This window comes from Sphingomonas phyllosphaerae (assembly GCF_036946485.1).
Taxonomy (GTDB): domain Bacteria; phylum Pseudomonadota; class Alphaproteobacteria; order Sphingomonadales; family Sphingomonadaceae; genus Sphingomonas; species Sphingomonas phyllosphaerae_E.
In genome coordinates this window covers 597,319-620,237 of sequence record NZ_JAQIJA010000001.1, presented here as the reverse complement: position 1 = coordinate 620,237, position 22,919 = coordinate 597,319, and the positions used below count along the sequence as shown (strand labels likewise).

The 22,919-nt window shown below is 69.3% G+C and carries 24 protein-coding genes; 9 read left to right on the top strand and 15 right to left on the bottom strand.

Annotation, left to right across the window (positions count from 1 at the left end; all coding sequences use genetic code 11):
* Positions 1 to 238: 238 nt before the first annotated feature.
* From nudC to mutY, 3 genes are read right to left on the bottom strand one after another with little or no spacing between them, the layout of a single operon-like run.
* Positions 239 to 1,108: an NAD(+) diphosphatase gene (nudC, locus tag PGN16_RS02785; RefSeq protein ID WP_335307879.1), complete on the bottom strand. Its 870-nt coding sequence runs from the start codon at positions 1,106 to 1,108 to the stop codon at positions 239 to 241.
* Positions 1,105 to 2,457 (bottom strand): serine hydrolase domain-containing protein, encoded by a 1,353-nt coding sequence (locus PGN16_RS02780; protein ID WP_335307878.1) that lies wholly within the window; start codon positions 2,455 to 2,457, stop codon positions 1,105 to 1,107. Before PGN16_RS02780 ends, nudC begins: the two co-directional genes overlap by 4 nt.
* The gene (gene mutY, locus PGN16_RS02775) at positions 2,454 to 3,494 is read right to left on the bottom strand and encodes an A/G-specific adenine glycosylase (protein WP_335307877.1); all 1,041 of its coding nucleotides are present in this window, start codon (positions 3,492 to 3,494) and stop codon (positions 2,454 to 2,456) included. The genes PGN16_RS02780 and mutY overlap by 4 nt, the downstream gene beginning before the upstream one ends.
* A gap of 26 nt (positions 3,495 to 3,520) precedes the next feature.
* Between mutY and PGN16_RS02770 the strand changes: the two genes are divergently transcribed.
* From PGN16_RS02770 to PGN16_RS02755, 4 genes are all read left to right on the top strand, one after another.
* Positions 3,521 to 4,036, top strand: a complete 516-nt coding sequence (locus PGN16_RS02770) for a DUF721 domain-containing protein (protein WP_335307876.1) — start codon at positions 3,521 to 3,523, stop codon at positions 4,034 to 4,036.
* On the top strand, positions 4,033 to 4,695 hold the full coding sequence (locus PGN16_RS02765; protein ID WP_335307875.1) for a DsbA family protein: 663 nt from the start codon (positions 4,033 to 4,035) through the stop codon (positions 4,693 to 4,695). The genes PGN16_RS02770 and PGN16_RS02765 overlap by 4 nt, the downstream gene beginning before the upstream one ends.
* A gap of 16 nt (positions 4,696 to 4,711) precedes the next feature.
* A complete protein-coding gene (locus PGN16_RS02760; RefSeq protein ID WP_335307874.1) occupies positions 4,712 to 5,470 on the top strand; it encodes a thioredoxin domain-containing protein in 759 nt (252 codons plus the stop codon).
* Between the two features lie 138 nt (positions 5,471 to 5,608).
* Positions 5,609 to 9,001, top strand: coding sequence for a chromosome segregation SMC family protein (locus PGN16_RS02755; protein WP_335307873.1), 3,393 nt, complete (start codon positions 5,609 to 5,611; stop codon positions 8,999 to 9,001).
* On the opposite strand, the gene PGN16_RS02750 is transcribed toward PGN16_RS02755, so the two are convergent.
* Positions 8,946 to 10,202 (bottom strand): hypothetical protein, encoded by a 1,257-nt coding sequence (locus PGN16_RS02750; protein WP_335307872.1) that lies wholly within the window; start codon positions 10,200 to 10,202, stop codon positions 8,946 to 8,948. The genes PGN16_RS02755 and PGN16_RS02750 overlap by 56 nt on opposite strands.
* Before the next feature lie 52 nt (positions 10,203 to 10,254).
* Between PGN16_RS02750 and PGN16_RS02745 the strand changes: the two genes are divergently transcribed.
* From PGN16_RS02745 to PGN16_RS02735, 3 genes are all read left to right on the top strand, one after another.
* Positions 10,255 to 11,508 carry a putative DNA modification/repair radical SAM protein gene (locus PGN16_RS02745; protein WP_335307871.1) on the top strand — a complete coding sequence of 418 codons (1,254 nt, stop codon included), beginning with the start codon at positions 10,255 to 10,257 and terminating at the stop codon, positions 11,506 to 11,508.
* 61 nt (positions 11,509 to 11,569) lie between these two features.
* Positions 11,570 to 12,055, top strand: a complete 486-nt coding sequence (locus tag PGN16_RS02740; RefSeq protein WP_335307870.1) for a hemerythrin domain-containing protein — start codon at positions 11,570 to 11,572, stop codon at positions 12,053 to 12,055.
* Between the two features lie 9 nt (positions 12,056 to 12,064).
* Positions 12,065 to 13,462, top strand: a complete 1,398-nt coding sequence (locus PGN16_RS02735; RefSeq protein WP_335307869.1) for a UdgX family uracil-DNA binding protein — start codon at positions 12,065 to 12,067, stop codon at positions 13,460 to 13,462.
* Between the two features lie 103 nt (positions 13,463 to 13,565).
* Here the strand turns inward: PGN16_RS02735 and PGN16_RS02730 are convergent, their stop codons facing one another.
* Positions 13,566 to 14,360 (bottom strand): aldo/keto reductase, encoded by a 795-nt coding sequence (locus PGN16_RS02730; protein ID WP_335307868.1) that lies wholly within the window; start codon positions 14,358 to 14,360, stop codon positions 13,566 to 13,568.
* An 80-nt stretch (positions 14,361 to 14,440) separates the two neighbouring features.
* On the opposite strand from PGN16_RS02730, the gene PGN16_RS02725 reads away from it, so the two are divergent.
* Positions 14,441 to 15,073 (top strand): DedA family protein, encoded by a 633-nt coding sequence (locus PGN16_RS02725; RefSeq protein ID WP_335307867.1) that lies wholly within the window; start codon positions 14,441 to 14,443, stop codon positions 15,071 to 15,073.
* 30 nt (positions 15,074 to 15,103) lie between these two features.
* Here PGN16_RS02725 and PGN16_RS02720 read toward each other — a convergent pair whose 3' ends face one another.
* The 10 genes from PGN16_RS02720 to PGN16_RS02675 all read right to left on the bottom strand — a co-directional run bounded on the left by PGN16_RS02720 (position 15,104) and on the right by PGN16_RS02675 (position 22,343).
* Positions 15,104 to 15,550: a hypothetical protein gene (locus PGN16_RS02720; protein ID WP_335307866.1), complete on the bottom strand. Its 447-nt coding sequence runs from the start codon at positions 15,548 to 15,550 to the stop codon at positions 15,104 to 15,106.
* A 12-nt stretch (positions 15,551 to 15,562) separates the two neighbouring features.
* The gene (locus PGN16_RS02715) at positions 15,563 to 16,096 is read right to left on the bottom strand and encodes a demethoxyubiquinone hydroxylase family protein (RefSeq protein ID WP_335307865.1); all 534 of its coding nucleotides are present in this window, start codon (positions 16,094 to 16,096) and stop codon (positions 15,563 to 15,565) included.
* Positions 16,093 to 16,578: a disulfide bond formation protein B gene (locus PGN16_RS02710; protein ID WP_335307864.1), complete on the bottom strand. Its 486-nt coding sequence runs from the start codon at positions 16,576 to 16,578 to the stop codon at positions 16,093 to 16,095. The genes PGN16_RS02715 and PGN16_RS02710 overlap by 4 nt, the downstream gene beginning before the upstream one ends.
* Positions 16,575 to 17,951 carry a S41 family peptidase gene (locus PGN16_RS02705; RefSeq protein ID WP_335307863.1) on the bottom strand — a complete coding sequence of 459 codons (1,377 nt, stop codon included), beginning with the start codon at positions 17,949 to 17,951 and terminating at the stop codon, positions 16,575 to 16,577. Before PGN16_RS02705 ends, PGN16_RS02710 begins: the two co-directional genes overlap by 4 nt.
* Before the next feature lie 105 nt (positions 17,952 to 18,056).
* On the bottom strand, positions 18,057 to 19,127 hold the full coding sequence (locus PGN16_RS02700) for a murein hydrolase activator EnvC family protein (protein ID WP_335307862.1): 1,071 nt from the start codon (positions 19,125 to 19,127) through the stop codon (positions 18,057 to 18,059).
* On the bottom strand, positions 19,127 to 19,549 hold the full coding sequence (locus PGN16_RS02695) for a 23S rRNA (pseudouridine(1915)-N(3))-methyltransferase RlmH (protein WP_335307861.1): 423 nt from the start codon (positions 19,547 to 19,549) through the stop codon (positions 19,127 to 19,129). The genes PGN16_RS02700 and PGN16_RS02695 overlap by 1 nt, the downstream gene beginning before the upstream one ends.
* A 179-nt stretch (positions 19,550 to 19,728) precedes the next feature.
* Entirely contained in the window at positions 19,729 to 20,121 is a 393-nt protein-coding gene (gene rsfS / locus PGN16_RS02690; protein WP_335307860.1) for a ribosome silencing factor, read from the bottom strand.
* A 2-nt stretch (positions 20,122 to 20,123) separates the two neighbouring features.
* Positions 20,124 to 20,768: a nicotinate-nucleotide adenylyltransferase gene (locus PGN16_RS02685; RefSeq protein ID WP_335308374.1), complete on the bottom strand. Its 645-nt coding sequence runs from the start codon at positions 20,766 to 20,768 to the stop codon at positions 20,124 to 20,126.
* A gap of 2 nt (positions 20,769 to 20,770) precedes the next feature.
* Positions 20,771 to 22,027 carry a glutamate-5-semialdehyde dehydrogenase gene (locus PGN16_RS02680; RefSeq protein ID WP_335307859.1) on the bottom strand — a complete coding sequence of 419 codons (1,257 nt, stop codon included), beginning with the start codon at positions 22,025 to 22,027 and terminating at the stop codon, positions 20,771 to 20,773.
* 43 nt (positions 22,028 to 22,070) lie between these two features.
* The gene (locus PGN16_RS02675; RefSeq protein WP_335307858.1) at positions 22,071 to 22,343 is read right to left on the bottom strand and encodes a hypothetical protein; all 273 of its coding nucleotides are present in this window, start codon (positions 22,341 to 22,343) and stop codon (positions 22,071 to 22,073) included.
* Between the two features lie 77 nt (positions 22,344 to 22,420).
* Here PGN16_RS02675 and msrB point away from each other — a divergent pair, with 77 nt between their 5' ends.
* Positions 22,421 to 22,918, top strand: coding sequence for a peptide-methionine (R)-S-oxide reductase MsrB (msrB, locus tag PGN16_RS02670; RefSeq protein ID WP_335307857.1), 498 nt, complete (start codon positions 22,421 to 22,423; stop codon positions 22,916 to 22,918).
* The last annotated feature ends 1 nt before the right edge of the window (position 22,919 follow it).

The following is a 22,919-nucleotide window of genomic DNA, read 5'->3' as shown; positions in this document are numbered from 1 at the left end:
GACGTAGCTTTGACGCTTTCCACGAACGTCATCCCCGCGCAGGCGGGGATCCAGACACGCAGGTTCTCGTAAAAGCCACAAGCGCCAAAGGTTCTGGATTCCCGCCTTCGCGGGAATGACGATAGGTCAAGGTGGCTCACAGCCGAATTGCCCCCGTCATTGCGAGCGTAGCGAAGCAATCCAGTGCCGGACCCGGACGCCCTGGATCGCTTCGCTACGATCGCAAAGACGGCAAGCGCTATCCCTCCACCCAAGCCCGCAACAACGAATGCGCGATCGCGTACGGCGGCGGCGCACCGAACGCCCCTGCCTCCCCCGCCAGCGCCGCCCGCACCTCGTCGCGCGTCACCCAGCGCGCATGCTCCAGCTCGTTGGTGTCGAGCGTGATCGCCTCATCCTCGGCTTCCGCCACGCACGCGATCATCAGTTGCGACGGGAACGGCCACGGCTGGCTCGCGACATAGCGCACCGCCCCGACCCGCACGCCCGCCTCCTCGAAAATTTCGCGCGCCACCGCCTCCTCGATCGACTCGCCCGGCTCCAGAAACCCGGCCAGCGCCGAATAGCGCCCCGCGGGCCACGCCGCCTGCCGCCCGATCAGCGCGCGTCCGTCATGCTCGGCGATCATGATCACCACCGGGTCGACGCGCGGGAAATGCTCGGCCTTGCAGTTCGGGCAGCTGCGCCCCCAGCCGGCTCGGAACGGCGTCGTTGCATGGCCGCAGCGCGCGCAAAACGGATGCCGCGCGTGCCAGTCGATCAGCGCGCGTGCCGCCGCGAAGGTCGCCGCCTCGCCGCCCCGCAGCCGGTCGAGCAACGCGAACAAGGTCGGCGAACGATAGGGCGGCGGCGGCGCCTCGCCCGGGATCACCGCCGCGAAATGCGCGCGCCCCTCACCCAGCCCCAGCAGCACGAACTCGGCCCCGTCCGGCGCGTCCGCGATCGTCCCCCATAACAATGCACCGTCGTCCGCCACCACCGGCTCGAACGCATCGAGCCGCAACAGCCGCGACGCCGGATCGGCGAGCAACGCCGCCACCGCCGGCGCATCGTGCCGCAACGCGTCGGCACGATCCAGCGTGCCGCCGGTGAACCCGGTTTCGATCACCATTGTCCCCCATGCAGCCGCGCCGCGTCACGCCGGATCGCGGCATAGGTTTCCTTGCCCAGCGGCCATTTCTCGGCCGGGAAGTAGTTGACCATGATCGTGCTGCGGAAACGCTTGGCCGGATCGACCAGCGCCAGCGTCCCCGCCGCGCCCGCCCAGCCATAGCTGCCCTTCGACGCGCCGTTCGGATCGTCGTTGAGATAGACGACCCCGCCCGCGCCGAACCCGCGCTGCTGCCCGTCATTGTCGAAGAACACACCCGCTGGCATCAGGTTCGACATCGCCAGCCGCGCGGTCTGCTCCTTCATCACGCGCGTGCCCTGCAATACGCCGTAATTCTGGAGCATATGGAGGAAGCGATCATAATCGCGCGCGCTGCTCACCAACCCCGCGCCGCCATAAGGAAAGCTCGGCGGCTGCAACCACGGCGAGCGCGCCGCCGGGTCGAGCGGGGTGAGGTTCTCGCCGACGAACGCGTAATTGCTCGCGAACCGCCCGACATCGCGCTGCGGCACCTGCCAAAAGGTCGAGTTCATCCCGAGCGGACCCAGCAACCGCGTCTGGACGAAGCGCTCGAACGACATGCCGCTGGCCTTCTCGACCACCGCCGCCAGCACGTCGAGCCCCATCGAATAATGCCACGTCGTGCCCGGCTCGGCGACCAGCGGCGCCTGAGCCACCCGCTCGGCGAAGGCGGCGAGCGAGGCCGGGCGGGTGAGGCGCGCCTGCGCCTCGATCTGCGCGTTGACCGTCGCCGGCACCAGCCCGAGCCGCTCGAACTCCTTGAGCAGCGGCCCCTTGGCGTTGATCTGATAACCGATCCCCGAGGTATGGGTCATCAATTCGCGGATCGTGATCGGCCTGGTCGCCGCGCGTGTCTCCAGCGAGGTGTTGGGGCTGGTCAGCACCCGCATCTTCGCGAACGCCGGAAAATACTTCGACAGCGGATCGTCCAGCGACAGTTTGCCGTCCTCGACCAGCAGCATCGCCGCCATGCCCGTGATCGGCTTGGTCATCGAATAGACGCGCCACAACGAGTCGGGGCCGGCCGCCGCCGCGCCGGGGTCGAGCGAGATCTTGCCGGCGCTGACGAACACCGTCGGCAGCTCGCCCAACCCGAATGCGCCGACGATCCCCGGCATCTTTCCCGCGGCGACATAGCCATCGTACAGCGCCTGGGTCGCGGGCAGCAGCGTCGCCGCCGCCGCGGCATCCGGCGCCCGCGGCGCGGGCACGGGCGCGCGCATCTGCGGCTGCGGTTGCTGCGCCGATGCCGCGACCGTCGCCAACAGCGCCGCGCCCAGCCCGGCAGCCTTGACCGGCTTCATCGTCCACCGCTTCGTCATCATGCCCGTCTCCTCACCACATCCGCCGCTTTCGCGAACACCGTCGGCAATCCTGCTTCGTCGAGCCGGTCGACCGGCCACCACTCACCTTTGTTGCTCGCGGCATCCGTGTGCGCCACCGCGATCGCCAGGTCGATCGTGAAATGCGTGAAGCCGTGACTCACCGCCTCGTCCAGCATCCGCCAGTCGGCGTCGGCCGGGGCATCGGCGAGCAGCGGCGGCATGTCGCTCCACGGCCCGGTCGGCAGCGCGCGCATCCCGCCAAGCAACCCCTTGTCGGGTCGCCGCACCAGCAACACCGTATCGCCCCGCTGCAACCAGAACAAAGTCCCATGCCGATGCGGACGCGCCGCCTTGGGCTTCTTGACCGGGTAAGCCTCGGGCGTCCCCGCCGCCTGCGCCGCGCACGCATGGTTCAGCGGGCAGAGCAGGCACCGCGGCCGGCGCGGCGTGCAGATCGCCGAGCCGAGGTCCATCATCGCCTGCGCGAAGTCGCCCGCGCGTCGCTCGGGCGTGATTGTGTCCGCCGCCGCCCGGATCGCCTTGCGCGCGGCGGGTAGCGGCGTATCGATCGCGAACAGCCGCGCGACGACGCGCTCGACATTGGCATCGACCACCACCGCTCGCCGTCCGAAGGCGATCGCCGCCACCGCCGCGGCGGTATAGTCGCCAAAGCCCGGCAGTGCACGCAGCGCCGCCTCGTTGTCGGGCAGCCTGCCGCCATGCTCCACAGCGATCGTCCGCGCCGCCGCGAGCAGATTGCGCGCGCGGGCATAATAACCGAGCCCCGCCCAGGCGGCCATCACCTCGCCCTCGTCAGCCGCCGCAAGATCGGCGAACGTCGGCCAACGGCGCGTCCATTCCGTGAAGCGCGGTCGCACCGTCGCCACCGTGGTCTGCTGGAGCATGACTTCGCTCAGCCACACGCGATAGGGATCGGGGGTTTCGCCGGGCTTGGCACGCCACGGCAGATCCCGGCGGTGGCGATCATACCAGTCGAGCAACGGTGTCGCGATGTCGATCCGGTGCTTGGCGTCCATGCCCCGGCTATGGCATGGGCGGCAGAATGAGCAAGCGCGCCGGCGATCCCCCTTCCGAATCCCCGCGCCACAACCGGTCGCGACAGGTTGCCGAGCTGTTGCCCGCCGTCGGCGGCGCGGCATTCCGCCGCTTTGGCTTCGTGCAATCGGCGATCGTCACGCGTTGGCCGGAGATCGTCGGCGAACGTCTCGCCGCCGCCAGCACCCCCGAATCGATCCGCTTTCCCGCGGGAAAGAAGCAGGACGGCGTGTTGACGCTGACGGTGCGCGGCGCTCATGCTGCGATGATGAGCCATTTGACGGCCGAGATTATCGAGCGGGTGAACCGTTTCTTCGGCTATGCGGCGGTGGTGCGCGTCGCGATCCGGCATGGCGAGGTCACGCGCCGCCCCGAACGCCGCGCGCCGCCGTCGCTCGCCCCCGCCCCGCCCGAAATGGGGCAGAGCCTGCGCACGATCGCCGATCCCGAACTGAAGGCGGTGCTGGAGGCGCTCGCCTCCGGCGTCGCCGCCCCCCGCCCTGTCTTGCCGAAGGTCCGATGACGCGCTTTCTCCTCCCCCTGCTCGCCGCCGCCGCGCTGACCGCGGCCACCGCGCCGCGCCCGTGGACCGCGGTCGCGACGCCGGTGGCGAACGGCAGCTACCTGATCGGCAATCCGAAGGCGCGCGTGAAGCTGGTCGAATATGTCAGCTACACCTGTCCGCATTGCGCGCACTTCACGCACGAGTCGGATGCGGCGCTGGGCGCGATGGTTCGCTCCGGCTCGACCAGCATCGAGCTGCGCAATCAGGTCCATGACGGCTTCGACCTCGCCGCCGCGACGCTGGCGCGCTGTTCGGGCGCGGCGGCCTTCCCGCGCGTCCATGCCGCCTTCTTCCAGATGCAGGAGGAATGGCTCGACCGCGCGAGCGACTGGGCGCAGGCCAACCAGGCGCGCATCGCAAGCTGGCCGCAACTCGCGCAACTCTCCGCGATTGCCGAGGGTGCCGGGCTGACGGCGATCGCGCGCGCGGCCGGTGCCCCGCAAGCCGCGATCAGCGCGTGCTTCGCGACCGATGCCGCAGTGAAAAAGACGATTGCGGTCTCGGAAGGCACGTCGAAGGTGCAGGGCACGCCCGCTTTCGAGATCAACGGGCGGCTGATCCAGAATGTCGGCTGGGCGCAGTTGCAGCCGCAATTGCGCGCAGCAGGTGCGAAATGAGCGACGGAGTGACACGATGAAGCGTATTGCAACCCCCTTGCTGGCGGCGGTGACGCTGCTCGCCGGCTGCGGCAGCGGCGCTGGTGGCGGCGGCAACAGCAGCACGCCGACCGCCCCCGCGGGTTCGGTGAAGGCGGTCGCCGCGCCGGCCGGACAGGACTGGACGCAGGTCGTCTCCGCGACGCCAGCGGGCGGCTATGTCGTCGGCAACCCCGATGCCAAGCTGAAGCTGGTCGAATATGGCTCGCGCACCTGCCCGACGTGCGGTGCGTTCGGTCAGACCGGGATGCGCCCGCTCGAGGACAATTACGTCAAGACCGGCAAGGTCTCGTATGAATTCCGCGACTTCCTGGTTCACGGCCCGCCCGATCTCGCCGCGGCGCTGCTCGGGCGCTGCGCGGGGCCGCAGCCGTTCTTCCCGATCCTCGAACAGATGTATATCGATCAGCCCAAGTTCCTCGATACGCAGATGAAGATCGCGCAGGATCAGGCGTTCCTGCAACAGACGCAGAACGCCGCCCCGGCGCAGGTCGCCACCGCCTGGGCCGAGAAGATGGGGTATCTGGAGTTCATCAAGCAGCGCGGCGTGCCCGAGGCGCAGGCGCGCGCCTGCCTGACCGATGCCAAGGCGATCGATCAGCTCACCAAGATGATGCAGGACGGCACCGACAAGAACGGTGTCACCGGCACCCCGACCTTCATCCTCAACGGCGCCAAGGTCGACGGCGTCACCTGGGCGCAGGTCGAGACGGCGCTGAAGAACGCGGGCGCGTGATGCCGGCGGGCGTCCGTCGCCACGGACGCCTGTGCCGGGCGGGTGCCGGTCGCGCCCGCCCCGCCCCCCACGCGTCGGGCCCGCGCCCATGCCGTCATCCCGTCTCCGCGGGAATGACGGGCAAGACCGCCTGACGCCATGCGGATAAAGCGCCTCCGCCTCACCGGCTTCAAGAGCTTCGTCGACCCGGCCGATCTCCGCATCGAGCCGGGCCTCACCGGCGTCGTCGGCCCTAACGGCTGCGGCAAGTCCAACCTCCTCGAAGCGCTCCGCTGGACGATGGGCGAGAACAGCGCCCGCTCGATGCGCGGCGCGGGCATGGAGGACGTGATCTTCGCGGGCACCGCGTCGCGTCCGCCGCGCGACTTCGCGGAGGTCGCCCTGCTCGCCGAGCGCGACGGTCCCGACGGCCCCGAGGAGAGCGAGATCGTCCGCCGCATCGAGCGCGGCGCAGGCTCCGCCTACCGGATCGACGGCCGCGATGTCCGCGCGCGCGACGTGCAATTGCTGTTCGCGGATGCCGCGACCGGCGCGCACTCGCCCGCGCTGGTCAGCCAGAACCGCATCGGCGCGGTGATCGCAGCGCGCCCGGTCGAACGGCGCGCGATGCTGGAGGAAGCCGCCGGGATCGCCGGGCTCCACGTCCGGCGCAAGGATGCCGAGACGCGCCTGCGCGCCACCGAGGCCAATCTCGCGCGGCTCGACGAACTGCTCGCCGAGCAGACGACGCGGATCACCGCGCTCAGGCGACAGGCCCGCGCCGCCGAGCGCTATCGCCTGCTCTCCGAGCAGATCCGGCTCGCCGAGGCACGGATGATCTTCGCGCGCTGGCGCGATGCCGCCGCCGCCGCGACCGAGGCCAAGGCCGAGGCCGATGCCGCCGAACAGGCGCTGTCCGCCGCGACCACCGACGTCACCAGCGCACAGGCCACCCAGCAGGCGGCAGCCGAACGCCACGTCGCCGCGCGCGACGCCGCGCTCGCCGCGCGCGACGCCGCCGCCGAGGTCGCGCACCAGCTCACCCGGCTTCAGGAGCAGCGTGTCGGCCTCGAACGCCGCCTGTCCGATACGCGTGCCGCACGCGCCCGGATCGACGAGGATCGCACGCGCGAGGATGCGCTCGCGCATGACGCGGCGGCGGCCATGGCGCGCTTGGCCGACGAACGCGAAGCATTGAAGCAGCGGATCGCCCAGGGAGCCGCCGCGCGTCCGGCGCTCGACGCCGCACTCACCGATGCCGAGCGTCGCGCGCGCGACGCAGAGGTCGCGCTGGCGCAGGCGATGTCGGCCGAGGCTGCCGAAGCCGCCGAACGCCGCGTGGCGCTCGCCGCGCAGGCCGCAGCCGCGGCACGCTACGACCGGGCCCGTCGCGAGGCGGTCCAACTCGCCGAAGCGATCGAGGCGCTCGACGATCCTGCCGTTCTGGAAGAACAGCGCACTGCGGCACAGGCCGCGCTGGCCACCGCGCAGGAACAGGCCGAGAAGGCCGCCGCCGCGCTGACCTGGGCGGAGGCCAGCGAGACCGAGGCGCGCGAGGAGCGCGACCCCGCCGAGGCGAGCCGCGCCGCCGCGATCGCCGCACTGGCAGCGCTCGACGGGGAACTTGCCGCGCTGCGTCGGTCGACCGCACGCGATGGCGATCGCTTGATCGACGCGGTGCGCGCCGAGCCGGGGTTCGAACGCGCGCTGGCGGCGGTGCTCGGGGACGAACTGGAGACGGCGCTTGCCGACTGGACCGGCGCCACGCTCGACCCGACCGATCCCCCCGCCCCGGTCGGCACGCTGCCGCTGTCGGCGCGCGTCACCGCACCGCCCGCACTCGAACGGCGGCTGTCGCAGGTGTTTCTGGTCGAGGGCGATTCCGGTCAGGTCCTTCAGGTCGGCCAGCGGCTCGTCACCCGCACCGGGCATGTCCGACGTTGGGACGGCTATGTCAGCGACATCGGCGGCGTGGCCGCGGCCGAGCGGTTGCAGCGGCTCAACCGGATCAGCGCGCTGGAGGCGCAACGCCCCGCCGCCGAGCAGGCGGTCGCGGCCACCACCACGCGCCGCACCAAGCTCGACGAACGGATCGCGCGCGCACGCGCTGCGGCGCAATCCTCGCGGACGTTGCTCAGCGAAGCCGAGGCGGCCCACCGCGCGGCGCAGCGCGACGAGGATCGCGCCACCGCGTTGATCGAGCGGCTCGTGGCGCAACAGACCGACCTCGCGGGCCGTGCCGCACGCGTCACCGCCGAGGCGGAAGCGGCCGATATCGAACAGGCGCAGGCCGCAGCGGCGGTCGCCGCGCTGCCCGACGGCACTGCGGCGGCTGCGGCGACCGCCCGGTTGCGCGCGGAGGCGGAGACGGCGCGCGCGCATGTCGCGCTCGCCCGCGCCGATCGCAGCACGCACGACCGGATGCTCGAAGAGGCGCGCGCCCGCGCGTCCGGCGCCAACGACGAAGCGCTGGGCTGGCGCGCCCGCGCGGGCGAAGCGGCGCGGCGGATCGAGGACATGACCGCACGCGCCGCCGCGCTCGACGCCGAACTGGCCGATCTGGCCGGGCGCCCGGCGGCGCTGGCGGCCGAGATCGCGACGCTCGAGGCGCAACACGTCGCCACCCGAGCCGATGCCGATGCCACGCACGAGGCCGAACGCGAGTCCGATGTCGCGCTCAGGGTCGCCGAAGCCGCGCTGACGCGTGCCGCCGAAACGCTGGCCGAGGCGCGCGAGCGGCGGGCCGGCGCGACCGCGCGGCTCGAAGGTCATGAACTGCGCCGCGTCGAGATGGGGCGCGTCTCGGGCGAGCGGTTCGAATGCCCTGCCCCGACCCTGCCGTCGCGGGTCGGGTTCGACGGCGACACGGTCGCGAGCCCTGCCGACGAATCCGCCGCGCACGAGCGGCTGGTCATGGACCGGGAACGGCTCGGCCCGGTCAACCTCGTCGCCGAACAGGAACTCGCCGAACTGGAGGCCGCCGGCACCGCCACCGCCGCCGAACGCGACGAACTGGGTCAGGCGGTCAATCGGCTGCGCGGGTCGATCGGCACGCTCAACCGTGAGGGCCGCCAGCGGCTGCTCGCGGCGTTCGAGGCGGTCGACGGCCACTTCCGGCGGCTGTTCACCACGCTGTTCGACGGTGGGCAGGCGCATCTCGCGCTGGTTGACTCCGACGATCCGCTCGAGGCCGGGCTGGAGATCATGGCGCAACCGCCCGGCAAGCGGCTGCAATCGCTGACCCTGTTGTCGGGGGGCGAGCAGGCGCTCACCGCGATCGCGCTGATCTTCGGCCTGTTCCTGACCAACCCCGCGCCGATCTGCGTGCTCGACGAGGTCGACGCGCCGCTCGACGACGCCAATATCGAGCGCTTCTGCGACCTGCTCGACCGCATGGCCCGCGAAACCGAGACCCGCTATCTGATCGTCACCCACAATGCGGTGACGATGAGCCGGATGCACCGCCTGTTCGGCGTTACGATGATCGAGAAAGGCGTCAGCCGGCTGGTGTCGGTCGATCTTCAGGCGGCGGAGCTGCTGGCGGCGGAATGAGCGTCCACGCCGGGGCGTCGTCGCGCACCGCCCCGTGGATCAGCCACAGCAACGCCACCCCGCGCACGATCGCAGCGGCGAGGATGTCCGACGACGTCGCCGACGGCCACGCACCCTCCATCCCCGCGAACAGCCAGAATTCGGCGAAATAGGCGAGCAAATCGCCGAGCAGGAACAGCACCACCGCTCGCATCCGCGTGCCGGTCAGCACGATCATCGGCCACAGCCACAAATCGAACTGCGGCGAATAGACCTTGTTGGTCAGCAGGAACCACGCCAGCACCGGCATGAACAACAGCCACGGCCGCGCGCCATGTTTGCGCCACCCCATTGCGACGATCGTCGCCGCGCCGCCCGCGAACAGCACGAACGACCAGAAATTGCGCGTCGGGATGTCGGTGGTCCACCAGCCGAACTGCGCCATCAACTCCCAGACGCTCGCCGCCGTCCCGCTCCGTTCGCTGGAGAAGGCATAGAATTCGCGCCAGTTCTCGAACGCCAGCGCCGCCACGGGCAGGTTGACGGCACCCCATGCCGCCACCGCGACCGCCACCAGCACCACCGCTGCCCCGATCCGCTGCCCCCAGCTCCAGCCACGACGCAATAGCGCGCCGAGCCCCAGCAGCGGCAGCATCAGCACCGGGAACAGCTTTGCCGCGCCCCCCAGCGCTGCCAGCGCCGTGGCCTTGCGCTCGGCCCCGCGGCGTGCGGCCAGCAACGCCGCGACCGCGAACGTCACCGCCAGCAGGTCCCAATTATGCCCCAGATACAGCACCAGCGGCGGCGCGAGCGCCCATGTATATTGCCGCCGCAGCCCGACGCCCGCGTTGCGCATGAACTCCAGCACCACGAAGGCGAGGATCGCATTCCCCAGCGTCACCGCGTTGAGGAAATCGGCCGCATCCGCGCCGCGCCCGCCGATCACGCGCGCGACCAGCCCCTCGATCCAGATCAGCGCGCCGGTCAGCACCGGATATTCCATCCGCGCCTCGAAATACGGCACCTGGCCCGCCGCGACGCCGCGCAGCCCCCAGAACGGCACCGCATCGCTGTAGCAGCCGGTGATATATTGCTCCGACCCGCTCCACCCTGCGCCGCAATGCGCCTTGAACCCCCAGCCGAACAGGCACGTCAGCGCCAGCGCGAGATACGGGCCGTTGGGGCCGAGCCGGTCGATCAGCTTCTGCACGGGCTGATCCATGGCAAAGCGATGTGCCCTCGACAAGCCGGCATGTCGAACATACATCGAACACATGGCGCAACTGGATGTCCGACAGAAGCTGGAAATCCTTGCGGACGCGGCGAAATATGATGCCTCTTGCGCTTCTTCAGGAACTGCGAAGCGCAACTCCGCCGACGGCAAGGGCATCGGCTCGACCGAGGGCATGGGCATCTGCCACGCTTACGCGCCCGATGGTCGCTGCATCTCGCTGCTAAAGATCCTGCTGACGAATAGCTGCATTTTCGACTGCCATTATTGCATCAACCGCAAGAGCTCGAACGTCCACCGCGCGCGCTTCACCGCGCAGGAGGTCGTCAACCTCACGCTCTCCTTCTACCGCCGTAACTATATCGAGGGGCTGTTCCTGTCGTCGGGGATCATCAAATCCTCGAACTACACGATGGAGCAGCTGGTCGAGGTCGCGCGCAGCCTGCGCGAGGATTATCACTTCCGCGGCTATATTCACCTCAAGACGATCCCCGACGCCGATCCCGAGCTGGTGCATCAGGCCGGGCTCTATGCCGACCGCGTCTCGATCAACGTCGAACTGCCTACCGTCGGCGGCCTGAAGCGACTCGCCCCCGAAAAGGACAATGTCCGCATCGAAGGCGCGATGGGCGAGATGAAGGCGGCGATTGTCGACACCGCTGAGGCGCGCACCAAATACAAGTCCGCGCCGCGCTTCGCCCCCGCCGGCCAGTCGACCCAGATGATCGTCGGCGCCGACGCCGCGACCGATGGCGACATCGTCACCAAGGCGTCGACGCTCTACGATCGCTTTGGGCTGCGTCGCGTCTATTATTCTGCGTTCAGCCCGATCCCCGACGCGTCCAGCGTGCTCCCGTTGCAGCGTCCACCGCTCATGCGTGAGCACCGACTGTATCAATCCGACTGGTTGATGCGTTTTTACGGCTTCCAACCGCGCGAAGTCGTGGCCGCAACTGACGACGCAACCGGCATGTTGCCGCTCGACATCGACCCCAAACTGGCGTGGGCGCTCAAGTTTCGCGACCAATTCCCGGTCGACGTGAACCGCGCGCCGCGCGAATTGCTCTGGCGCGTGCCCGGTCTGGGCACGAAAGCGGTCAAAAGCATCCTCGCCGCGCGCCGCTGGCGACGCTTGCGGCTCGACGACGTCGCACGATTGACCGTTTCGATCGCACGCATCCGCCCGTTCATCGTCGCCGAGGATTGGCGTCCGATGACGCTCACCGACCGCGCCGAACTCAAGCCGCTCGTCGCGCCACGCCCTGCCCGCCAGCAGCTGGAATTGTTCGGCGCGTGAGAATGAATCGCGGGTGAAACGGTGCGCTGCGTCGTGCGCTACGGCCTCGAAGGAGATCGATATGGCGCACGCAGACATCTACGCCGACCTCAAGCGCGACCACGACAAGCAGCGCGACATGCTCAAGCGACTGGACGACCGGAAGGGCGACAGCGCCGAACGCCGCGAGCTGTTCGAGGCGTTCCGGCTGGAAGTGCAGAGCCATGCCGCTGCCGAGGAAGAATCGCTCTACGCGACGATGCTGGGCCGCCCCGACCTGCGCGACGACGCCCGCCATTCGGTCGCCGAGCATAAGGAAGTCGACGATCTGATCGGCGAACTGCTCGACATGGAGTTCGGCTCCGATGCGTGGGAGCAGAAGTTCGCGCACATGCGCCACCGCTACGAGCATCACATCGACGAGGAAGAGGAAGAGATGTTCCCCGCCGCCGAAGAGAAGCTCGACGACGCGACCGAGGAACGGCTCGCCGACACCTATGAGGAGCGCAAGCCCGCCGAGCTGGAGCTGGCGCGCGACAACCCGCCCGGCGGCGACGAGCGCGAGTAATCACGCTTGATGCGCGTCGCCACGCTTCCCGCGCCCGATGACATGGACGCCTGGCGCGAGGCGGCGCGCGCGCTGATCGCCGCGGACGTACCGCCCGACCGTGTCGTCTGGCAGGTCGGCGCGGCGGCCGAGGATTTGTTCGCGACCGCGGCGACGCCCGCCGGAACGCCGCTCGCCACCGCCTCACCGCTGCGCGTGTCGCGGGCGTTCATCGCGCTGGCGGGCGATGCGATTCTCCACCACGATCCGGAGCGGTTCGCGCTGCTCTACACGCTCTTGTGGCGGCTGCGCGACATGCCGCGGCTGGTCGAGGATCATGCCGATCCGCTCGTCCGCCGTCTCGAAGGACTGGCGAAGGCGGTGCGGCGCGACATCCACAAGATGCGCGCCTTCGTCCGCTTCCGCAGCGTCACCGACGACGATGGTGACCGCTATGTCGCGTGGTTCGAGCCCGAACATCATATCGTCCGCGCCAATGCCGCCTTCTTCGTCAACCGCTTCGCGTCGATGCGCTGGTCGATCCTCACGCCCGAGCTATCGATCCACTGGGACGGCGCGCGGCTCAGCGAAGGGCCGCCAGCGATACGTGGCGACGCGCCGGAGGGCGACCCGGTCGAGGAAGTGTGGAAGACCTATTACGCCAGCATCTTCAACCCGGCGCGCGTCAAGGTGAACGCGATGCTCAAGGAGATGCCGCGCAAATACTGGAAGAATATGCCGGAAACCGCGCTGGTCCCGCAATTGCTGGCCAGTGCGCAGGCACGGGAGAGCGGAATGATCGAGCGGGCCCGCGGTCGCGAGGAAATCGGCGGCAATGCGCAACTCGCCTGGGAGGCGCTGCGCGACGAAGCCGCCGCCTGCACGCGCTGCCACCTCCACAAACATGCGACGCAGACGGTGTTCGGCGAAGGGCCGGTGTCGGCGCCGATGATGTTCGTCGGCGAGCAGCCCGGCGATCAGGAGGATCTCGCCGGTCATCCGTTCGTCGGCCCCGCCGGACAGGTCTTCAACCGCGCGCTCGCTGCCGCCGGGATCACCCGCGAGCAGACCTATGTCACCAACGCGGTGAAACACTTCAAGTTCGAGCCGCGCGGCAAGCGCCGCATCCACGCCAAGCCCGACGCGGGCGAGATCGAGGCGTGCCGCTGGTGGATCGAGCAGGAGCAGTTGCTGCTCCGCCCCAAGGTGACGGTGGCGCTCGGCGCGACTGCTGCGCGCAGCCTGTTCGGCAAGGTGATGACGATCGGCCGCGAGCGTGGACGCGAGCAACGGCTACCCGATGGCGGCGCGGCATGGATCACGGTGCATCCCAGCTATCTGCTGCGGCTGCCCGACGAGGACGCGCGCACCACCGAATTCGCGCGCTTCGTCGAGGACCTGAAGCTGGCGCATGCGGCGCTAGGCTGACGCTCGTCATTGCGAGCGCAGCGAAGCAATCCAGGGCCGGATCAGGTCGCCCTGGATTGCTTCGCTGCGCTCGCAATGACGAACAGGATGCCGGCTCCGCCCCTCACATCTCGCGCGGGTCAGGCCCCATTCGCCCGTCGGGATCGTCCATCGCATCGATCGCCGCGATCTGCTCGTCCGACAACCGCACCTCCTGCGCACCCCAGTTGCTCGCGAGATGGTCCAGATCGCCCGCCTTGGGGATCACCGACAAGCCCTTGGCGAGATGCCAGGCGATGATCACCTGTGCCGGCGTCGCCCCCACATCCCCAGCGATCCGCACGATCCGCTCGTCCTTGAGCGTCGCGCCCTGCCCCAGCGGGCTCCAACTCTGCGTCACGATCCCGTGCGCACGATTGGCGTCCTGCACGTCGCGCTGCTGGAAGGTCGGGTGCAATTCGATCTGGTTGACCGCAGGCACCACCCCGGTCGCGTCGATGATTGCGTCGAGATGCTCGGGCAGGAAGTTCGATACGCCGATCGACCGCGCCAGCCCGCGCTCGCGCAATTCTATCAGCGTCTTCCACGCATCGACGAACCGTCCGCCCGCGGGATGCGGCCAGTGGATCAGGTACAGATCGACACGCTCGCGCCCGAGCAGCGCCAGGCTGGCGTCGAGCGCCGCGGCAGCATCGTCATGCTGGTCGTGCCACAATTTGGTGGTCACCCAGACGTCGTCATGCCCAAGGCCCTCACCGACGCCCCGCTCATTATGGTACAGTGCGGCCGTGTCGACGAGGCGAAAGCCGAGGTCCAGCCCGGCGCGCACCACCGGCGCGACCTGCGCATCGGGGATCTGATAGGTGCCAAGGCCGAGCTGCGGCATGGCGCGGCCGTCGTTCAGGGTCAGGTCTGTCATCTGCGACGAACCATTGCTGTCCCGACACGGTTCCCGGATTCTCGCTTCCCTTTCTTGCCGCAGTGCCGCAAGCGCGCAGGATGGTCGAGAAGATCCTTGCCGCCCTCGCGGGCTTTGCCATCGCCGTCATCTCTGCCGGCGGTTACTGGGGTATCGCGCTGTTGATGGCGATCGAGAGCGCCTGCATCCCGCTGCCCAGCGAGATCATCATGCCGTTCGCCGGCTATCTGGTGTCGACCGGCGAGTTGAACCTGTTCCTCGCCGCGACCGCGGGGGCGCTCGGGTGCAATCTCGGCTCGATCGTCGCGTACGAGATCGGGCGGCGCGGCGGGCGGCCGATGGCGGAGAAGTTCGGGCGCTACGTGCTGCTCGGGCCGGGCGAGCTCGATCTCGCCGACCGCTTCTTCAATCGCTGGGGCGCGTGGGCGATCCTGATCGGACGCATGCTGCCGGTGATCCGCACGTTCATCGCCTTCCCCGCCGGCGTCGCGCGGATGAAGCTGATCCCGTTCCACCTCTACACGTTCATCGGCTCGTGGCCGTTCTGCCTGCTGCTGGCGTGGATCGGCATGACGCTCGGCGACAAGTGGAACAGCGATCCGCGGCTGAAGGCGTTCTTCCACCGTGCCGATGCCGCGATCGGCGTCGTATTGGTCGCCGCGATCGCCTTCTACATCTGGCATCGCGTCAACGGGATGAAGGCGAAGCGCTGACCTCACTCGCGGCCGGAATGGCGGAGACTTCTATAGCTCCGGCGTGTCCCGCTTCACTTCGGCGCGGCGTTCCTTCTTCCAGCGCGTCGCATTCTGCGTGACGCAGCCGGTCGCGCTCGCCGCGCCGACCGTCGAGCAGCTTCCGACGCCGACCGTCCCGACATCGCGGTTCGCCTGTTCGCGCGCCGCCCAATTTTCATTCTCGGGCGTCACCTCGAAGTTGCGCAACTCCTTGGGGATGCGGAACTGCTCCTCAGCCGGGCGGCGGGTGCAGACGACCACTTCGTTGCCGTTGTTGTCGGTCGGGCAGCGTTCGTTACCGTAGAGGACAATCACGCCGTTCACCGGCGCACTACGCGACACGCCCTCCGCCACCGTGATCTTCGGCACGCGGGTCGTGCTGGCGGGCGGGCCGACCTGCGCCACCGCGGGCGCGGCACAGAGCGTCAAGAGGATCGGCGAAAGGCGACGACGCATCGAACGGACCTTCTATAGACGTTTGGCGGTGGCGATCGCGACACGGCACCCGAGCCGGATCGCCGCCGACAGCAACGGATAGGCCGGCGCATTCTCGGCGCCATGAGCAAGCGCGGTGTCGCGATGCTCCAGCTCCTCGGCCTGGAACTCGCGGATCGCGTCCGACAGTTCGGGATCGCTGTCGCCCAGCGCGATGAGCTGCTCCTCATAATGTTTGTCGATCTCGGTCTCGACCGCGGCGGTGCACGCCATGGCCGCCTCCGGCCCGATCGCTGCGGTCACCGCGCCGAGCGCGAAGCCCGCGACATCCCAGAACGGCTGGAACAAGGTCGGTCGCACGCCACGCTCGACGATCATCCGGTCGAAGAAGGCGCGATGCTTTTCCTCCTGCAACGCCATCGCCGAGATCTTGCGCGCCATCGGCGAACGCTGCCCCATGATCGCGAGCTGCCCCGCATAGATGCGGATCGCGCCGAACTCGCCGGCCTGATCCACGCGGATCATCGACGCGGTCGGATGCGGCCGGTCACCGGGCTTCCAAGTCATCCACGCCTCCTCAGTTGCGCCGCGATCAGCCCCGCGCCGACCAGCGAGATCACCGCATTCCATCCCGCTAGCGACACTCCGAGCAGCGACCATTGCGGCGCATCGCACCGGACGATGGGGGCGGCGAGCAGGTCCTTCAAGGCCTGATCGGTCGACAGGCCCGACAGGTTGGTGGTCTGCGTGCAGGCGGTGATCCCCTGCCACCAATGATATTCGACCCCGGCGTGGAAGACCCCGATCAGCCCGGACACCGCGATCAACGCCGCCGCGCCCGCGACCAGCGTCGCCTTGACCCTTGGCCCTCCGGTCACGAACGCCAGCACCGCCATCGCCAGCGCGCCGTAATGCGGCCAGCGCTGCCAATGGCACATCTCGCACGGATACAGCCCGCCGATCAGCTGGAACGCCCATGCCCCGCCGAGCAATGCCGCCGGGATCAACAGCGCCAGCAAGCGCGCGTTGCGCAGGCCGGTCCCGATCACTTCTTCACCGGCGCCGGCGTGGCGCTGGCGGTCGGCTTGACCGTCATCGCCTGCGTCACCGCCGCGACCTGCGTCGCGCCACCCAGCCGCGCGATCGTCTTGAGTGCGTACCAGAGCTGGAAGTCCTCGATCCCCTGCTTCTTGAGCGCGTCAGGCGAGGTCGCAAAGCGCGGATCGTCCTTCACATCCTCCTCAAGCACCGCATTGTCGGGCGACTTGATCTCGTTGATCAGGTGCCGGCGCAGATCGGCCTCGCGGAAGACGGGACGCGACTTGTAATCGGGGTCGGAGATTTGCGGAACGCGGATGTCGGGCTCGATGCCGCCCTCCTGCACGCTCCGCCCGGACGGGGTAAAATACCGCGCGGTCGTCAGCCGCAACGCGGTGCGCGGGCCGAGTTGCAACAGCGTCTGCACCGAGCCCTTGCCGAACGTCCGCTCGCCCATCACCAGCGCGCGGTGATGATCCTGCAACGCACCCGCGACGATCTCGCTGGCCGAGGCAGTGCCCGAATCGGTCAGCACGATCACCGGCAGTCCGTGCGCATCGTCACCCGGCCGGGCGAAATAGCGCTCGATATCGTCCTTCTCGCGCCCGCGCTGGCTGACGATCTCACCGCGGTTGAGGAAGGCGTCCGACACCTCGATCGCCTGCGTTAGCAGCCCGCCGCCATTCTCGCGCAGGTCGACGACATAGCCGAGCGGACGGTGCCCGAGCGACTTGTCGATCGCCATGATCGCGGCGCGCGTGTCGGCGCCGGTCTGTTCGGAGAAGGTGTTGATGTTGATATAGCCGACATCGCCCTTCACTTCCCACTTCACCGGGCGCTGCACGATCACCTCGCGCACCAGCGTCACGACGATCGGCTTGTCGCGGCCGGGACGGATCAGCGTCAGCGTCACCTTGGTGCCCGGCTTGCCGCGCATCTGCGCCGTCGCTTCGTCGAGCGTGCCGCCGTAGATCAGCTTGCCATCAATATGCGTGATGAAGTCGCCGGACTTGATCCCGGCGCGCCCGGCCGGCGTATCTTCCTGCGGCGCGATCACCTTGACCGCGCCGTCTTCCATCGAGACGGTCAGGCCCAGCCCGCCGTAATTGCCCTCGGTCTGGATGCGCAGATTGTCGAAGTCGGACGCGTCGACATAGCTGCTGTGCGGGTCGAGCGCCGCGAGCATCCCGTCGATCGCGCCCTTCATGAGCTGATCGTCGGTGACCTTGTCGACGTAATCGGCCTTTACGCGATTGTAGACGTCGAGGAACTTGTCGAGCTGGCGATAGGTGGCGGTGTCCGACGCGGCCATCGCCCCGGTGGCGACCGGCACGGTGGCGATGGTGGTGACCAGCGCGACGGCCGGGAGCAGCTTTGACTTCATGACGGGCGAAACTGTTCCTGCGGATGGACGATCCCGTGGTGTAGCGGAATTGCCGGGACGATCAAAGCACCCGCGCGGCTGAATGGCGGCTGAGCGACGCAGCCTTCATCCCACGAGCTGCGCGATGTCGACCGGCCGCCCCTGTCGACGCAGCTCGACCGTCACGCGCGCGCCATCGACCTTCGGCGCATTGCCGAGCGGCGCGCCCGGCGCGACGCTCGCCCCGCTCTCGACTGCGACGTTGCCGAGCCCGGCGATCAGCGACGTCCAGCCCGCGCCATGATCGACGATCACGATCCGTCCGAAGCTGCGGAACGGCCCGGCGAAGCGCACGCGCCCGCCGGCCGGCGCGACGATCGCGGCACCAGCAGGCACCGCCAGCGTCAGCCCGCGCGCGCGCACGCCGTTGCCCGACACTTCGCCCATGCCGGTCACCAACCGCCCGATCACCGGCAGGCGGTAGGCCGGCTTCCTCGCGACCGGGCTCCCGCGCGGCACCGCCGGCAGCGGCAACGCCATAACGTCGGCGAGCACCGCTTGCTCGCTGCCCAACGTGGTCAGCCGCTCGGCGGTGTCGCGCACCGCCTCCTCCATCGCCAGCGCGCGTTCGTCGTCGCCGCCGGTCACCGCCGCGAGTTGCTCGCGCGCCTCGACCAGCCGCGCCCGTGCGGCGCGCAATCTCCGCTGCGCCGTCGCCGCGCTCGCCTGCATCACCCGGCCGTGCGCCACCGCACGCCGCAACGCCGCCGAGCGAGCGCGCAGCACCGGCAGGATCGCCGCCGACACCGCGCGCGCATGGACGAGGTCCGCGACGCTGCCCGGTTGCACGAGCGTCACGACCGCGGGCCGCCGCGCCAGCGCGGTCAGGGTCGCCAGCAGCCGCGCGACCGGCGCCTCACGCGCGGCGAGCAGCGCGCGCTGCGTCGCCAGTCGCCGGTCGATCATCGCCGCCTGCGCCTGGAGCGCGGCGAGATCGGCCTCGGCAGCGGTCACCCGCGCCGCGACCGCCGCCTCGCGCAACCGGGCGCGCTGCGCCGGGTCGGCGATCGTGTCGGCGCGGTCCTCGAGCCATTGCGCACGGCGCTTTGCGTCTGCGCCGGGTTGTGCCACCGCCAGGGCCGCGCCGCCGACCACCGCAAGCGCCGCGACCGCCGCCGATGACCACCGCCGCCGCATCATCCTTCGCGATGATAGGGGTGGTTCGCCAGAATGCTGGTCGCGCGGAACAATTGCTCGGCGAGCATCGCGCGCGCGAGCAGATGCGGCCAGGTCGCGCGGCCGAACGACAACAGCATATCGGCCTCGCCGCGCTCCGCGTCGGTAAAGCCGTCCGCCGCCCCGATCAGGAACCGCGATTCACGCACGCCATCGTCGCGCCACCGCCCGATCCGCTCGGCCAAGGCGGTCGAGCCGAGCACCTCCCCCTTCTCGTCGAGCAGGATGCGGCGGCCCTGCGCGGGGCGGTCAGGCTCGCGCCCGCCACGATCGGGAAGCTCGCTGATCCGCGTCGGCCACACGATCCGCTTGAGATAGCGATCGACCAGCTCGGCCTCGGGCGACCGCCCGATCCGGCCCCGCGCGACGATGTGCAGCAACATGTGCGCCCTCTATGGGAAAGACCGAGGATTTCTGGGCCGATCAGACCAGCCGCTTCGATCGTCGCCCCGGACTTGATCCGGGGCCCCGCTTCCCTTCGGCGATTGCGGCGGGAAGCGGGATCCCCGATCAAGTCCGGGATTACGGTTCGACAGAGAGATCGCTATCTATCGACCGAACCTCAGTTCGGCGCGACGCTCGGCGCAGGCGCGTCGCCGAACGACCACATTCGCTCCAGATTGTAGAAGCTGCGCACCTCGGGCCGGAACAGGTGGACGATCACGTCGCCGCCATCGATCAGCACCCAATCGGCATTGGGCAGCCCTTCGATCCGCGCCGGACGACCGGTCTCGCCCTTGATCCGCTCGGCCAGCTTCTGCGCCATCGACGCGACCTGCCGGGTCGATCGCCCGCTGGCGATGACCATATAGTCGGCGATCGACGACTTGCCCGCGAGCGGGATCGAGATCGTGTCCACCGCCTGATCGTCGTCCAGCGATTGCAGGACCAGACGATGCAGCGCCTCGACATCCGTGGAATCGGGCGAGCGGCGGGCGGGTTCGGTGGCGGGCAAGGTTACTCCTGGGGTTGCCGCGACGACGACGCGGCGGGGGTTGTGGTCACAGATATCGGATTGGCGTAGCGAACATGCCAGTCGGGATCGACGGCGCGCAATTGCGTCGCGGATGTCCGGTCGGGGCGGAAACGCAGCAGCACCAGGGCTGGCACACTCCACTCGGCCCAGTTCGTCGCCTGGCGCGCGGGCCGCCGATAGCGCCGCAGCCAGCCCATCGCGGGAGCCGCGAGAGCATCGTCGTCATAGCCCGGACGCGTCAAAACCGCAATCGGCATCGTGCGCGCGATCGTCCGCCAGTGTCGCCACGCATGAAATTGCGCGAGATTGTCCGCGCCCATGATCCAGATGAAGCGGTTGCGCGGATAGCGGCGCACGATCGTCCGCAGCGTATCGACCGTGTAGCGGGTGCGCAGCCGCGCCTCCAGATCGGTCGCGCGGATCGGCGCGCGCCGCGCCATCGCGCGTGCCGAGGCCAGCCGCGCGGCGAGCGGCGCCATCCCCGCGCGCGGCTTCAGCGGATTGCCCGGCGACACCAGCCACCACGCCTCGTCCAGCCCGAGCAGCCGGATCGCCTCCAGCGTGACGTGCCGGTGCCCGCGATGCGCGGGATTGAACGAGCCGCCGAGCAGCCCGACGCGCCGGATCGTCAAACGCGGATCTGCCCGCTGCCGCGCCCCAGCCATTTATAGGTGGTCAGCCCTTCGAGCGCGACCGGCCCGCGCGCGTGGAGCCGACCGGTGGCGATGCCGATCTCCGCGCCCAGCCCGAACTCGCCGCCGTCGGCGAATTGCGTCGAGGCGTTCCACAGCACGATCGCCGAATCGACCTCGCGCAAAAACCGCTCCGCGACCGTCTCGTCCTCGGCAACGATCGCATCCGTATGGTGCGAGCCATGGGCGGCGATATGCGCCAACGCGGCATCCACGCCGTCGACGATCGCGACCGAGGCGATCGCGTCGAGATACTCGGTGTCCCAATCCGCCGCCTCGGCCACGTCGATCGACGGCACCAGCGCGCGCGCCGCGTCGTCGCCACGCACCGCACAGCCCCGCTCGACCAGCGCGCTGATGAGCGCCGCGGCGTGCGGCCACTCGCGGTCGATCAGCAACGTCTCCATCGCGCCGCAGATGCCGGTCCGGCGCATCTTGGCATCCAGCACGATCCGCGTCGCCATGTCGCGATCGGCGGAGCGATGCACGAACACATGGTTGATCCCGTCGAGATGCGCGAGCACCGGCACGCGCGCCTCGTTCTGCACCCGCTCGACCAGGCTGCGCCCGCCACGCGGGATGATGAGGTCGATCGCTCCCGACGCGGTGAGCAGCGCGCCGACTGCCCCGCGATCGGTGGTCGGCACCAGTTGCACCGCGTCGCCCGGCACCCCTGCCTCCTGCAGACCGCGCACCATCGCGGCGTGGATCGCCCGATTGCTCTCCACCGCCTCCGAACCGCCGCGCAGAATCACCGCATTCCCCGATCGCACGCACAGCGCCGCGGCATCGGCGGTGACGTTGGGACGACTTTCGTAGATGATCCCGATCACCCCGATCGGCACCCGGACGCGGCTCAGGGCCAGACCGTTGGGGCGTTCGCGCGCGTCGATCACCTGCCCGACGGGATCGGCAAGATCGGCAACGGTCGCGACCGCCGCGGCAATGCCCTCGACCCGCGCCTCGTCCAGCCGCAGCCGATCGAGCATCGCGCCGGACATGCCATTGCCCTGCCCGCGTGCCAGATCGACCGCATTGGCGCTCAGGATATCGCTCGCGCCGTCACGGAGCGCCTGCGCCGCGAACCGCAGCGCGGTCGCCTTTTTCTCGTCAGTCAGCCCTGCGACATGACGAGCCGCGGCGCGTGCGCGCGCGGCGAGGCTGGCGATGAGTTTGACAGGATCGTCCGACATGCGCGTGCCGTAGCACGCACAGGCGCCAACTCCCAACCATCGATCAATTGGGCTTGTCGACCGGCTCCCCGACTAGCGGCGCACAATCGTCACCGACCGGCTTCGACACCGCCGGAGGACGCGCCCGCCCCATCGTCCAATTGGCTTGCAGCCGCACGCGCGGGTTCGGCGCGCACCAGATTTCGCCGGTGTCGTTGATCGCCGTGACCCAGATAAGATTATGCTCCTGCCCATAATCGATCACGGCGAAAGCATAGCCGGCGCCCTTGTCGAGGACATGGACCGGAAGCGGCGGATCAAGTTGCTGGAAGGACATAGTAACCCAGAAAACAAACTTGGGTCACGATAGGTTCCGGTGCTGGCGGATCACGCGTCCGTCACCATATGCGCAGGATGACCGATTCAGCTCTGGACCGCCGCCGCTTCCTCGCCGTTGCCGGCAGCGGGGTGATTGCCACGACCTTGCTCGCGTGCGGATCGCGCACGGCGGACGCGGCGGAGCGTTTCCCCGTCACGCGCACCGACGCTCAATGGCAGGCGCAGCTCGGCCCTGCCGCCTTCGACGTGCTGCGCCGCGAAGGAACCGAACGCCCGTACAGCAGCCCGCTCAACAACGAGCACCGCAATGGGACGTTCGCCTGCAAGGGCTGCAGCCAGCCGCTGTTCTCGTCCAGAACGAAGTTCGAAAGCGGCACCGGCTGGCCCAGCTTCACTGCGCCGCTGCCCCGCGCGGTTGGCTATCACCGCGATTCGACCCTGGGGATGGTGCGGACCGAGGTACATTGCAGCCGCTGTGGCGGGCATCTCGGCCATGTCTTCGACGACGGGCCACGCCCGACCGGCAAACGTTATTGCATGAACGGCGTGGCGATGACCTTCCGTCCCGCCTGAC